The sequence below is a fragment of the Rhodanobacter sp. TND4EL1 genome (assembly GCF_054061035.1).
The window spans coordinates 296465-309817 of record NZ_JBSSDT010000003.1 but is presented as its reverse complement, the minus strand read 5'-3'; the positions used below and the strand labels follow the sequence as shown (position 1 = coordinate 309817).

Annotated in this window: 10 protein-coding genes; 4 read left to right on the top strand and 6 right to left on the bottom strand. The window is 65.9% G+C overall.

The window, feature by feature from the left end; translation table 11 throughout:
• Nucleotides 1-22 precede the first annotated feature (22 nt).
• From purD to ACVWWQ_RS13105, 6 genes are all read right to left on the bottom strand, one after another.
• A complete protein-coding gene (gene purD / locus ACVWWQ_RS13130; RefSeq protein ID WP_133948839.1) occupies nt 23-1306 on the bottom strand; it encodes a phosphoribosylamine--glycine ligase in 1284 nt (427 codons plus the stop codon).
• A 72-nt stretch (nt 1307-1378) separates the two neighbouring features.
• Nucleotides 1379-2752: an AMP-binding protein gene (locus tag ACVWWQ_RS13125; RefSeq protein WP_133948841.1), complete on the bottom strand. Its 1374-nt coding sequence runs from the start codon at nt 2750-2752 to the stop codon at nt 1379-1381.
• A gap of 130 nt (nt 2753-2882) precedes the next feature.
• A complete protein-coding gene (locus ACVWWQ_RS13120; RefSeq protein ID WP_133948843.1) occupies nt 2883-3455 on the bottom strand; it encodes a Sua5/YciO/YrdC/YwlC family protein in 573 nt (190 codons plus the stop codon).
• Nucleotides 3456-5969 carry a DNA topoisomerase I gene (locus ACVWWQ_RS13115; RefSeq protein ID WP_133948845.1) on the bottom strand — a complete coding sequence of 838 codons (2514 nt, stop codon included), beginning with the start codon at nt 5967-5969 and terminating at the stop codon, nt 3456-3458. It abuts the gene before it with no gap.
• A gap of 123 nt (nt 5970-6092) precedes the next feature.
• Entirely contained in the window at nt 6093-7262 is a 1170-nt protein-coding gene (gene dprA / locus ACVWWQ_RS13110; RefSeq protein WP_133948847.1) for a DNA-processing protein DprA, read from the bottom strand.
• A 79-nt stretch (nt 7263-7341) separates the two neighbouring features.
• Nucleotides 7342-8463, bottom strand: a complete 1122-nt coding sequence (locus ACVWWQ_RS13105; protein ID WP_133948849.1) for a LysM peptidoglycan-binding domain-containing protein — start codon at nt 8461-8463, stop codon at nt 7342-7344.
• A 190-nt stretch (nt 8464-8653) separates the two neighbouring features.
• On the opposite strand from ACVWWQ_RS13105, the gene def reads away from it, so the two are divergent.
• The 4 genes from def to ACVWWQ_RS13085 all read left to right on the top strand — a co-directional run bounded on the left by def (nt 8654) and on the right by ACVWWQ_RS13085 (nt 13214).
• Nucleotides 8654-9163 carry a peptide deformylase gene (gene def / locus ACVWWQ_RS13100; RefSeq protein WP_099653135.1) on the top strand — a complete coding sequence of 170 codons (510 nt, stop codon included), beginning with the start codon at nt 8654-8656 and terminating at the stop codon, nt 9161-9163.
• A gap of 26 nt (nt 9164-9189) precedes the next feature.
• The gene (gene fmt, locus ACVWWQ_RS13095) at nt 9190-10116 is read left to right on the top strand and encodes a methionyl-tRNA formyltransferase (protein ID WP_133949370.1); all 927 of its coding nucleotides are present in this window, start codon (nt 9190-9192) and stop codon (nt 10114-10116) included.
• Nucleotides 10113-11414, top strand: a complete 1302-nt coding sequence (gene rsmB, locus ACVWWQ_RS13090) for a 16S rRNA (cytosine(967)-C(5))-methyltransferase RsmB (protein WP_133948851.1) — start codon at nt 10113-10115, stop codon at nt 11412-11414. Before fmt ends, rsmB begins: the two co-directional genes overlap by 4 nt.
• A gap of 78 nt (nt 11415-11492) precedes the next feature.
• Entirely contained in the window at nt 11493-13214 is a 1722-nt protein-coding gene (locus ACVWWQ_RS13085) for a glycosyltransferase family 39 protein (RefSeq protein WP_133948853.1), read from the top strand.
• Nucleotides 13215-13353 lie beyond the last annotated feature (139 nt).

Here is a 13353-nt window from a genome sequence, read left to right as displayed (position 1 = left end):
CGCCCGCGTACAGACGGCCGAATCAGCCGCGATGAAGTGCGCGATGCGCGATATCCCGACGGCAGAAACCGCCTTCGTAGTGGATCGCGCCGACCGTGGCATAGGCACTTTCCCGCGCCGCGCCAATGTCGGCGCCCAGCGCGCACACCGTGAGCACGCGCCCACCGGCGGTGACCACCCGCTCATCCGCGTCGAGGCGGGTGCCGGCATGGAACACCTTCACATCGACGCGTTCCTGCGCGTCCAGCCCGCTGATCACATCACCCAGGCGCACGCGCGCCGGATAGCCGCCCGCGGCCATCACCACGCCAATCGCCGGACGCGCATCCCAGCGCGCCGAGGTCTGCGCCAGCCGTCCGTCCAGCGCCGCGTCGACCAGGTCCACCAGATCGGATTTCAGCCGCATCATGATCGGCTGGGTTTCCGGATCACCCAGACGCGCGTTGAACTCGATCACCTTGGGCGCACCCTGCTTGTCGATCATCAACCCCGCATACAGGAAGCCGATGAAGGGCGCGCCCTCCGCCGCCATGCCGCGCAGGGTGGGCTCGATCACTTCCCTGAGGATGCGTTGCTCGACTTCGGCGGTGACCACCGGCGCGGGCGAATACGCGCCCATGCCGCCGGTGTTGGGACCGAGGTCGCCTTCGTCCCGGCGCTTGTGATCCTGGCTGGAGGCCATCGGCAGCGCGTGACTGCCGTCGCTCATGACGATGTAGCTGGCTTCCTCGCCTTCCAGGAATTCTTCGATCACCACCCGCGCGGACGCATCGCCAAAGCTGTGCGCGCCGAGCATGTCGTGCAAGGCCAACTCGGCATCGGCGAGGGTCAGTGCCACCACCACGCCCTTGCCGGCGGCCAGGCCATCGGCCTTGATCACGATCGGCGCACCTTGTTTGCGCACGTACGCCAGCGCCGGATTCAGCTCGGTGAACACCGCGTAGTGGGCGGTGGGAATGTTGTGTCGCTGCAGGAAATCCTTGGCGAACGCCTTGGAGCCTTCAAGCTGAGCGGCGATCGCTCGCGGTCCGAAGATGCGCAGTCCGGCCGCACGAAATTTGTCGACCACACCGGCAACCAGCGGCACCTCGGGGCCGACCACCGTCAGTCCGACCTTTTCGCGTTTGGCCAGCTGCAGCAGACCGTCGATGTCGCCCACGGCGACGTCGCCATTTCGCACGCCCGCTTCACGCGCCGTGCCGGCGTTGCCGGGGGCGACGATCACCTCGTCGACCTGCGTCGACTGCCTGAGCTTCCACGCCAGCGCGTGTTCGCGCCCGCCGCCACCGATCACCAGAACCTTCATGCCTGCACTCCCGCGCGCCACACGACGCCGCTGCGCATTGTAGCGGCAGCGCCGTGCGGCGCGAGGATGCGGTCAGTCACGCATGCGCAGCAGTTCCAGCAAGGCGGCGCGCGGCAGCTTTCCGGTTTCGTTGCGCGGCAGGGCCGGGACCAGCTTCAGCGGACGCGGCAGGAACAAGGGATCGATGGCGCGACGCAAGGCATCCAGAATCGCGTGTTCGTCCAGACCCGGCGCCACCACTACCGCGGCGATCCGGTGCACCCCGAGCGCGTCACCGTCACCATGCTGGAACACGATGCCATCACGCACGCCGGGAATGGCCAGCAGGCGACGGGTGAGGTCGGCCAGCGACGCACGCTTGCCGGCGATTTCCAGCATGTCGGCATGCCGCCCGCACAGACGAAAGCGGCGGCCATCACGGGACAGGCTGACGATGTCGGCCAGGGTCACGGGCACATCCAGTTGTGGCGCCTCGATGGCCGTGCCGTCCGGCTGCGGGTGCAAAACCACGCCGTCATACAGCGACCAGTCCTCATCCGCCGTCGGACGACGGCTGGCGAAGACACAGGTTTCAGTGGACCCGAACACCTCCAGCAGCGGTGCTCCGAAGCGCTGTTCCGCCGCCTGCGCCAACGCCACCGGCAGCGGCGCCGTGGCCGAGACCATCGCCGCGATCGGCGGCAAGGCGATGCCGGACTCGATCAGTGTGCGCAGGTGCACCGGCGTGGTCACCAGCACCCGCGGTTCCGGCACGACAGCCAGCGCCGCGGCCACGTCACCCGGGAAAAACGGGCGCCCGGTGTGTACACCCACATTGCCGAGCAACGGCAACAACACCGACATCTCCATGCCGTACATGTGTTGCGGCGGCACCGTGGCGACCACATGAAAGCGCTCGCCCACCGTGGCATGCAGCCGCGCCACATTGCCCGCGTTGCTGGCATGGAAGCTGCCCCAGCTCTTGGCGTTCGCGCTGGGCACGCCGGTGGAGCCGGAGGTGTAACCGATCGCCACGATCTGGTCGGCGGGAATCGCAGGCCAGCTGGCATCGGCGACAAGGGGCTGCCGCTCGTCCAGCGATGGCAGCAGGCGATAGCCGGGCGGCGGCGGATCAAGCCGCTGCTCGCCCAAGGCGTAACAGCCCGGGTGCGCCCGCATCACCTCGTCCACCGCCTGGGGTGCGCGTGACGAAGGCAACAGATTGATCTGGCCGCGCAAGACGACCGCACAGAAAGCGACCAGGAAGGCGTAGCGGTCCTCGCAAAGATTCACGGCAGCCGTGGCATTCGGCAGGGTTGAGGCTACCGCGTGGACGTCGGCCAGAAAGTGCGCGGCGCTGACCGCCTCGCCATGACGCCACGCCAGTATCCGAGCCGGCTCAGCAGCCTCGAGCAGAGGCAGCAGCGGCGGGATCTCCTGCTGGCACGGGTCGTAGACGATAACCAAATGTTGTCTCCTGATTCTCGATGCGTGGCAAGCGGCAGCATTGCGCCGTCATGTGAACGGCAGCGTGAACGCCATCCCCAAGCTCCCCCCAAACCGCCCCATGCGCCCCATCCGCATGCGCCCGCTTTTTTCAGGCGCGAATGATAGCGCCCGACAGCGCATCGCGGATCACCGTGGGACTGAGCTGGCCGCCCAGCGGAGCGTCCAGCAGCCCATCCAGTGCGTCACCAAAATAATCCGCCACCACCTGCGCGCCCCGCGCCGGCGGCTGGCCATGCGGATTCGCGCTGGTCGACACCAGCGCGCCACCGAACGCGCGGCACAGCGCGGCGGCGGGTGCGTGCGCGGTGACCCGCAGCGCGATGCCGGCATGATGGCCCGCGACCCAGTCGGGCACGTCGGACGAACGGGGAAAGATCCAGGTATGCGGTCCCGGCCAGCTTGCACGCACTTGCTGCAGCACCGAATCCGGTACGGCGGCAAAGTCGATGTAGCGCTCGACCTGGGAAAAATCTGCCGCAATCAGCAGCACACCCTGGGTCGGCGGACGCTGCTTCAGCGCGAACAGCCGCTCGAAGGCAGCACGGTCGTGCGGATCGCAACCAAGACCGAACACGGCCTCGGTGGGGTAGGCCAGCACGCCGCCATCGCGTGGCACGGCGGCGGCGGCATCCAGCTCGGCAAGGGTGAAGCGTGCGAGCACTCAGACCTCGGCCGCGCCGGTGCCGGCTTTTTTCGCGGCGATTTTCTTGGTGGCGGCTTTCTTGGTGGCCGTCTTCTTCGCCGCGCTCTTCTTCGCCGTCGCCTTTTTCGCCGGCGCCTTCTTGGTGGCGACCTTCTTTACCGCGGCCTTCTTGGGAGCTGCCTTCTTCGCCGCGGCCTTCTTGGTCGCGGTCTTCTTGCCGAAACGGCCCGGCTTGCGTGCGGGCGCCGCGGCAAGCAGCTCGAGGCACTGCGCCTCGGTCAGCGTCTTCGGTTCCTGCTCCTTCGGGATGCGTGCATTTTTCTCGCCGTCGGTGATGTAGGCGCCGTAGCGGCCATTCAGCACCTGCACGCCATTGCCGAAATCGAGGATCAACCGGTTCGCCAGCATTTCCAGCTTTTCCTGCATCACCTGCAGGGCGCGCGGCAATTCGATGGTGTACGGATCGTCCTCCGGCTTCAGCGAGGCATACGTGCTGCCCTGTTTCACGAACGGCCCGAAGCGACCGATCGCCACGCTGACTTCGTCGCCGTTTTCCGCCTGGCCCAGCATGCGCGGCAGCTTGAACAGCTCCAGCGCTTCGGGCAGGGAAATGGTGTGCATGCTCTGGCCCGGACGCAGGGACGCAAACTGCAGTTTCTCGTCGCTGTCCTTGTCGCCAATGGCGGCGTAAGGCCCGAACCGGCCCAGCCGCACGAACACCGGCTTGCCGGTTTTCGGATCGACGCCCAATTCGCGCGCGCCAGTGGCTTCACTGCGGTCGACCGACTCGGCCTTCTCATCCACCTGTTGTTTGAACGGGATCCAGAAGCGCTCCATCAGCGGCACCCAGGCTTCCTCGCCGCGGCTCACCGCGTCCAGCTCGTCCTCGAGCTTGGCGGTGAAGTCGTAGTCGACGTACTGGGTGAAATGCTGGGTCAGGAACTTGCTGACCGCACGACCCACGTCGCTGGGCTTGAAGCGACGGCTGTCGAGGAACACGTATTCGCGGTTCTGCAGCACCTGGATGATGCTGGCATAGGTCGACGGGCGACCGATGCCGTGTTCTTCCAGCGCCTTGACCAGGCTCGCTTCGGAATAACGCGGCGGTGGCTCGGTGAAGTGCTGGTCGGCGGCGATCTCCTGCAGCGGTACCGCCTCGCCCTTCTCCATGCGCGGAAGACGCCGGCCTTCGTCGTCGTCCTCGGCCTTTTTCTGGTCGCTGCCCTCTTCGTAGACCGCAAGAAAGCCGGGGTCGACCACGGTGGTGCCGGTCGAACGAAACGAGGCATCGCCACCGGCAGCATGCGGAAGCGCAAACTCCACCGCCACGGTGTTCAAGGTGGCGTGGATCATCTGGCACGCGACCGTGCGCTTCCAGATCAATTCGTACAGCTTGCGCTGATCGTCGTTGAGGAACGCCGCCACGGACTTGGGCGTATGCATCGCCGAGGTCGGACGGATCGCCTCATGCGCTTCCTGCGCATTTTTCGACTTGGTCTTGTAGACCTGCGGCGCATCCGGCAGCGCCTGACCGCCGAAGTCGCGGGCAATCAGCTGGCGCAATTCGGCCAGCGCGTCTTCGCCCAGCATGGTCGAATCGGTACGCATGTAGGTGATCAGGCCGACATTGCCCTCGCTGCCCAATGCCACGCCTTCATACAACCCTTGCGCGACTTTCATCGTGCGGCTGGTGGTGAAGCCGAGTTTGCGGGCGGCCTCCTGCTGCAAGGTGGAGGTGGTGAACGGTGCGGCAGGGCGGCGCTTGCGTTCCTTCGAGCTGACTTCGCTGACGGTGAGCTGACCGCGGGCCGCCGCCTTCAATGCTTCTCGCGCGGCGTGCGCGTCAGTCTCGCTGGTCAGATCGAACTGCTCGAACTTCTTGCCGTTGAGCCGGGAAAGACGTGCGCTGAAATCCCCGTCGACATGCTTGAGCTGCGCTTCGATGGTCCAGTACTCGCGCGCCTTGAACGCCTCGATCTCTTCCTCGCGCTCGACGATCATGCGCAGCGCCGGCGACTGCACGCGGCCGGCGGAAAGGCCGCGCTGCACCTTGCGCCACAGCACCGGTGACAGATTGAAGCCGACCAGGTAGTCCAGCGCGCGGCGCGCCTGCTGTGCGTCGACCAGGTCATGCGACAACTGCCGCGGCGCAGCCACTGCCGCCTTGATCGCCTTCGGCGTGATCTCGGAAAACACCACCCGATGCAGCTGCTTGCCCTTGGTCAGGCCGCGCTCGCTCAGGATTTCGCTGATGTGCCAGCTGATTGCCTCGCCCTCGCGATCCAAGTCGGTCGCCAGATAGATGTCGTCGGCCAGCTTGGCGGCCTTGGCGATCGCCTCGACGTGCTTCTGGTTACGCTCGATCACCTCGTACGCCATCGTGAAACCGTGCTCGGTGTCGACGGCGCCTTCCTTCGGCTTCAGGTCACGCACATGACCGTAAGAGGCAAGAACCTGAAAATCCTTGCCGAGGTATTTGTTGATCGTCTTGGCCTTGGCCGGTGATTCGACGATGAGCAGGTTTTTTGCCATGAAGCTGGATATCCAAAAGTGAACCACCGGCGCTTCCGGGCCGGACACATATATATAGTTGAAACCACGCGCTGCCAGCGGCTGTCAAGCCCGGCCATCGCGACAGACCCCGTGCCGGGCGGCTCAGCGGTCCGGCAGACGCCGGTAGCGATTGCCTGCCAGGCTCTCCACCCGCCCCTCAAGCTCCAGCATCAGCAGCATTGACGACACCGCACTGGCCGGCTGGCCGGCGCGCTGCACAAGTTCGTCCAATGTCGCCGGTGAATGACCAAGTTCGGCCAAAAGGCGCCGATAATCCGGATCATCACCCTTGCCTGAACAACTTTCTTCCGCCGCCCGGGAAGGTTCCGGCGATACCTCGTCGGGACTGACACGGACACCCAGTCGGACCGCCAGCTCGCCGCCAAGCATGCGCGCTGCCGGCGTCAATGTCTCGACAATTTCCGCAGCGGTCTCCACCAGCCGCGCGCCGTCGCGGATCAGCTGGTGACAGCCCCGGGCCAGCGGATCGTGGATGGAGCCGGGTAGCGCGAACACCTCGCGCCCCTGCTCGGCAGCCAGCCGCGCCGTGATCAGCGATCCGGATTTCAGCCCTGCCTCGATCACCAGCGTGCCCTGCGAAAGACCCGAAATGATCCGGTTGCGGCGCGGAAAATGGTCGGGTCGTGCCGCGGTACCCGGCGGGAACTCGCTGACAATCGCACCTTCCGCAGCGATGCGTCTGGCCAGCGCATGGTGTTTGCGCGGGTAGACCCGGTCCGGTCCGGTGCCGATGATTGCCAGCGTCTTTGCACCCGCATCGAGCGCCGCGGCATGTGCGGCGCCATCCACGCCATCAGCCATTCCGCTGGTGATGGCAAAGCCGGCCTCAACCAGGGCCGTGGCAAAGGCCCTGGCATGGGTTCGTCCCGTGATGCTGGCGGCGCGCGCGCCCACGATCGCGACCTGCGGATACAGCAACAGGCTGCTGTCACCGACCACGAACAGCGCGGCCGGCGGCTGCGGGATATTGTCCAGCGGTGGCGGAAAATCCGCTTCGGTGCATAGCAGCAGGCGATGTCCGGGCTCGGCCAGCCATGCCATGTCCGCGTCCAGCCGTTCCGGGTCGGGTTTGGCCAGCCACGTCTGTGCGGGTTCGCCCAGCGACGCCGCATGGCGCTGCAATTGCGCCAGCGCCCCGTGGATGTCGCCGCCGGACGCGTCCAGCCGGGCGCGCAGGCCGCCTGGCCCCAGTCCTGGCGTACGCAGCGCGATCAGCCACGCGCGCTGTTCTTGCAGATCATCCTTGGTCATGTGTCGAGTGTACGGAGCATCCTGCAAAGAAAACGGCGCGGTGATGACCGCGCCGTCGTGTAGGAAGATGCCGCCGGATTTACTGCGGCGCGGTCACCCGATTGCCGATGGCGACCGGACGCAGACCATCCATCACCAGGCCATAGCTGACCCGGTTGAAGGTGCGGAACACCATGACATGGCCGACATATTCGTCAGGCAGCTTGACCGTTTCGCCGAAACTGCGGTTCATGCTGTTGCTGGCGACGTCGTCGTGGATCGTCTCGCCCGGCTGGAAGATCGCAAAGGTGCTGCCGTTGTCGATACCGTCACGGGCACCCACCGACAGCATCACCACCTGACGGGGACCGGCAGCCACCAGCGCGTCGGCAAAGCCGATGATCTTGGCATCGGCCGGCACGGCCTTCGGAGCGTGCGGGTAGTAGTAGGCGTCGTACGGCTTGTCGTCGATCGGCATGATGCGATCACCGCTGCGCACTTCCTGCGTGGCATTGAGCAGCAGCAAGGTTGCCGGATCGCCGGTGCGGAGCGTTTCGGCGGTGCCGATCACGCTGACCTCGACACCCAGGTCATCGCCTTTGCCGTAGTGACCGTCGTTGCGGGAGTCTTCGCTCCACGGCGCGTTGATCATCGCCGCGTTGCTGTCCATGTGATGGGCCACCAGATCGGCACTGGCCGGATCATCCTGGTTGAAGCCGCGGAACACGTGGGTCGGCCGCACGATCGCCCAGCGCTGGCCGGGTTCTCCCTGCAGACCGCGCACATAGATGTTCTGGCCAACCGCGCCGCGCAAGCGGGACTCCTCGAGACCGACCACATACGGCGCGGAACTGACGGCGTTCGAATCCATCACCCGCATTTCCTTGAGGAACATTTTCAGTTCCGACAAGGGGATCGCGGGAATCGCATCGCCTTCGCGGTGAACGCTCGGCTGCAGGCCCACGCGCGGACCATTGATGAAGGACAGGTTGAGCACGTCACCCGGATAGATCAGATGCGGGTTGCGCACTTGCGGGTTGGCCTGCCAGATTTCCGGCCAAAGCCAGGGCTTGGACAGGAACTTGGCGGAGATATCCCACAACGTGTCGCCGCGGCGAACGGTGTAGCTGTCGGGGTGATTGGCGCGAAGTTGCGCACCCGCGGCATACACGGCCACGGTCACCAGCATGCCCGTCAGCAACACGATAATTTTCTTGATCATTGGTGGGAATCCCCCTTCCCCATATGCTCGGCCGAGTGTAACCGAATGGTTAAAGCGCGCAACAGGTGCGAGTTGGCAAAAATCGTCTGCACTCGGCACCTTGCCGACGTACAATGAGGCACATTCTAGATGGCTCCGAGGGTGGCTTTTTACCAAATCGCCCGCATTTTCGGCGCCGAGGTGAAAATCCATGTCCGTATTGTCCATTATTGAATTCCCCGACCCCCGACTGCGCACTCGCGCGGAGCCGGTGACCGTCTTCGACGCGCAACTGAAGCAGTTCGTCGCCGACATGTATGAAACCATGTACGCCGCCAATGGCGTCGGTCTGGCGGCCACGCAGGTCAATGTGCACCAGCGCGTGCTGGTCGCCGACATGAGCGACGAACGCAACCAGCCGCTGGCACTGATCAACGCCCGCATCCTTGAAAAGGACGGCTCGCAGGTCTACCAGGAAGGCTGCCTGTCGTTTCCCGGCCTGTACGCCGACGTGACCCGCGCACTGGCCGTCAAGGTGCAGGCACAGGACGTCGACGGCAACGACATCGTCATCGAGGCCGAAGGTCCGCTGGCGGTCTGCATCCAGCACGAGATGGATCACCTGGAAGGCAAGGTGTTTGTCGATTACTTGTCGCCGCTGAAACGCAGCCTGCTGCTGAAGCGCCTGGAAAAGAGTCGCAAGCAGGCGGTTGGTGCTTGAACGGCACCGACAACGGCAGCGCCGGTTTGCGAATCGTCTTCGCCGGCACACCCGAATTTTCCGTACCTTGCCTTGAAGCGTGCCGCGCCAGCGGCGCCGACGTGGTGGCCGTCTACACGCAACCCGACCGGCCGGCGGGACGGGGTCGCAAACTGACCCCCAGTCCGGTCAAGCAGGCGGCCGTGGCTGCGGGCATCACGGTCGAGCAACCCCAATCGCTGAAATCCGCCGACGTGCAGCGCACGCTGGCCGCCTGTCGGGCCGACCTGCTGGTCGTCGTCGCCTACGGCCTGATCCTGCCGCGCAAGGTGCTGGCGATTCCGCGACTCGGCTGCTGGAACGTGCATGCCAGCCTGCTGCCGCGCTGGCGCGGCGCGGCGCCGATCCAGCGCGCCATCCTTGCCGGCGATGCGGAAAGCGGCGTGGACCTGATGCAGATGGAGGCGGGCCTGGACACCGGTCCGGTGATGTTGCAGCGGCGCACGCCGATCAGCCGCAACGACACCGGTGGCTCGCTGCATGACCGCCTGTCCCGGCTTGGTGGCGAAGTACTGGCCGAGGGCCTGCGGCGCACGCTGGCCGGGGAAACCCTGGCCGCCACGCCGCAAGCCGAGGACGGCGTCACCTATGCACACAAGCTGGACAAGGCCGAAGCCGGGCTGGACTTCAGTCAACCGGCCGCCACGCTGGAACAGCAGGTGCGTGCGTTCGATCCGTGGCCGGTGGCGGAGGGCGACATTGCCGGCGAAAAACTTCGGGTGTGGGCCGCGCAGGCCATCGACCAGGACCATCACGCAACACCCGGTGAAATACTCGGCGCCGGCCGACACGGCATCGACCTGGCCTGCGGCTCCGGCGTGCTTCGCATCACCGCCGTGCAACGTGCCGGCGGCAAGCGCATCGGCGCTGCGGACTATCTCAATGCACGACCCGAATTGCGGCACATGCCATGAAGGCTGATACCCGCGCCCTGGCCGCCAAGGGCCTGGCTGAAATCGCATTGCGCGGCGCGTCGCTGCGCGAGGTCATGCAGCGTGATGCACCCAAGCTGGCCGATCCACGGGATCGGGCGCTGCTGATGGCCCTGCTCAGCGAAGGCGCACGCTGGTGGCTGCGTTTTGACGCGGCGGTCGACGGTCTGCTGGAGAAGTCGCTCAGGCACAAGGATCCGGCGGTGCATGCGCTGCTGGTGCTCGGACTGGTCCAGCTGGAAATTCTCGAGCTGCAGGATTACGCCGCGGTTGCCGCCACGGTCGAGGCGGTACGCGCACTGAAACGACCGCAACTGGCGGGTCTGGTCAATGCCGTGCTGCGCCGTTGGCAACGCGAACGGGACACCTTGCTGGGGCGGCTCGACGCAAATGCCCAGACCCGGCATGCCCATCCGCAATGGCTGGCCCACGCCCTGCAGCACGACTGGCCGGCGCAGGCCGAGGCAGTGATGGCCGCCGACAACCGCGAGCCGCCACTGATGCTCCGGGTCAACCGCCAGCGCTACGAGCGCAACGCGCTGATCGAGCAATTGCACGGTGCCGGTTACCAGGCATCGCCACACCCGTGGCTGGCTGACGCGCTGGTGCTGCCGCACAGCAGCGATGTCACGCGCATGCCCGGCTTCGAGGACGGCTGGTTTGCCGTGCAGGATGGTTCGGCCCAAGTGGCCGCTGATCTGGCAGACCTCCGCGACGGCCTGCGCGTGCTCGACGCCTGTGCCGCGCCAGGTGGCAAGGCGTGCCACCTGCTGGAGCGCGCCAACATCGACCTGACCGCGCTGGAGTTCGACGCAGCGCGCGCGGAACGCATTCGCCAGAACCTGATGAGATTGCGGCTGAACGCGAAAGTGGTGATCGGTGACGCGGGCGCGCCGAAGGGTTGGTGGAAGGGCCCGTCGTTCGACCGCATTCTGATTGACGCGCCCTGCTCGGCCACCGGCGTGCTGCGGCGACGGCCGGACGTGCGTCTGCACCGCCGCGAAAGCGATATCCCGGCGATGCACGCACAGCAGCGCCGGATCCTGTCGGCGCTATGGCCGTTGTTGGCGCCGGGCGGGCGGCTGGTCTACATCACCTGTTCCGTGCTGCGCGCGGAGAACGAGGCGATCGTGGAGGAGTTGCTGGCCGGCCACCCCGACGCCAGGGCTGTGACGTTCGATCTGCCAGCCGGACAGGCTGCCGCAACCGGCTGGCAAATCCTGCCCGGCGATGGCGACCTTGACGGCATGTATTACGCGGTATTGCACAAGCAGGACTGATACGACGATTCAGTCCTCCGCGAAAACGACAGGCTATGCTTGTCGCGCCCCATCCAACCCTGGCGGATCCTCGACGTCATGAAGCCTCCCGTGCCCCTGTCACGCGCACGCCCACTGTGGCTGCGCGATGCACGCTTCGAAACGCTGCTGTTCGGCATTTTTGCCCTGCTGCTGCTCGGCGTGGGCATCGGCCTGCGCGATCCGTGGCCTTCTGACGAGCCGCGTTTTGCGCTGGTCGCCCACTGGATGGTCGAACACGGCCAGTGGCTGTTTCCGCATCGCGGGCATGAGCTGTATCCCGACAAGCCGCCGGTGTTCATGTGGCTGCAGTCGCTGGCTTACCTGATCACGCACAACTGGCGGGTAGCCTTCCTGCTGCCGTCACTGGTCGCGGCCCTGGGTGCGCTGGCCTTGGTCTACGACCTGTCCAGGCGACTCTGGAACCATCGCAGCGCCCTGCTGGCCGCGGCCGCGCTGCTGCTCACCATCCACTTCACTTACCAGATGCGCAACGCGCAGATCGACCCGCTGTTGCTGGGCTGGATCACCCTGGCCAACTACGGCCTGCTGCGCCATCTGCTGCTGGGTCCTTCCTGGCGCTGGTTCGGTGTGGGCTGTTTCTTTGCCGGCGTGGGCGTGGCGACCAAGGGCGTCGGCGTGCTCGCCTTGCTGATGCTGGTTCCGTACGCAATCGCCCGTCGCGGCCACTGGCGCCAACTGGCGCTGCCCACCGGCGGATGGCGCTGGACCGGCGGACTGGTGCTGTTCTTCGTGCCAATCCTGGGCTGGCTGCTGCCGATGCTGCTGGTGGCCCATGCCGATGGTGATCCACAGCACGCCGCGTACGTGCAGAACATCCTCTTCGGGCAGACCGTGCACCGTTACGCCACGCCGACCGGACACATCCACTCGCCGTTCTATTTCCTGGGCATCATCGCGGTCGACTGGTTGCCGCTCGCGTTGCTGTTGCCGTGGGCGCTGCCGGCGTGGTGGCGGCGCCTGAAGCGGCGTGATGCCCGCTTTCTGCTGCCGCTGGGCTGGATCGTGCTGATCGTGCTGTTCTTCTCGTTCAGTCCGGGCAAGCGGGACGTCTACATCCTGCCGGCCCTGCCGATGATGGCGCTGGCGCTGGCGCCGTTGTTGCCAGGCTTGCTGCGGCGTCGTGGTGTGCGCATCGCGGTGTGTGCATTGACCCTGCTGCTCGCCGGCGCACTGACGATCGCGGCCGTGTTCGCCCTCCATGGCCACCCCGCCTGGGCGGTAAAGATCGAACAAAGCCTGGATCCGCGGATCTGGTGGTTGCTGCTGAGCATCGGCGGAGCCGGCCTGGTCATCGTGGCCCTCACCCGGGTGCGCCGCGCGCCGCTGGGCTGGGTGCTGTTCGCCACGGTCTTGTGGGGTGTCTATGGGCTGTGGGGTTACCCCATGCTCAACGGGGATCGATCAGCGCGGGACGTCATGCAACAGGCCCGTGTCATCGCCGGTCCCGGTACGGAGATCGGCCTGGTCGGCTGGAAGGAACAGAACCTGCTGATGGCGCAGGGCCCGGTGGCCGAATTCGGCTTTCTCAAACCGTGGCCGCAGCAGTACGCCGATGCCATCGCCTGGCTGCAACAGGATCCCTCCCGACGCTGGATTTTCAGTCTCGACGAGGCGATGGGCCAGTGCGTGGATCGCCAGCATGCCGTCCACGTGGGACATGCGAATCGGCGGGAATGGTGGATGTTCCGGGCCGGCGCGATGGTCCCGGGCTGCGTGCCGGCCAGCGGCACCGACGAGCAGGAGGATGACGCTCGCTGATGTTGTAAGGTCGCGAGATTTTCAAAGCCATGAAACCGGCGTTCGTGCACTCATGCCACTCGGATGAACATCACCCGTACGGCGTGTGGTGGCCCCGCCGCCCAAACGGCAGGGGCCGCTAGAATTGCTCGAGGGGAGT

Excerpts from the sequence above, each read along its gene's own strand:
- purD (WP_133948839.1), bottom strand. The coding sequence starts at position 1,306 with ATGAAGGTTCTGGTGATCGGTGGCGGCGGGCGCGAACACGCGCTGGCG.
- ACVWWQ_RS13115 (WP_133948845.1), bottom strand. The coding sequence starts at position 5,969 with ATGGCAAAAAACCTGCTCATCGTCGAATCACCGGCCAAGGCCAAGACG.
- dprA (WP_133948847.1), bottom strand. The coding sequence starts at position 7,262 with ATGACCAAGGATGATCTGCAAGAACAGCGCGCGTGGCTGATCGCGCTG.
- ACVWWQ_RS13105 (WP_133948849.1), bottom strand. The coding sequence starts at position 8,463 with ATGATCAAGAAAATTATCGTGTTGCTGACGGGCATGCTGGTGACCGTG.
- def (WP_099653135.1), top strand. The coding sequence starts at position 8,654 with ATGTCCGTATTGTCCATTATTGAATTCCCCGACCCCCGACTGCGCACT.
- rsmB (WP_133948851.1), top strand. The coding sequence starts at position 10,113 with ATGAAGGCTGATACCCGCGCCCTGGCCGCCAAGGGCCTGGCTGAAATC.
- ACVWWQ_RS13085 (WP_133948853.1), top strand. The coding sequence starts at position 11,493 with ATGAAGCCTCCCGTGCCCCTGTCACGCGCACGCCCACTGTGGCTGCGC.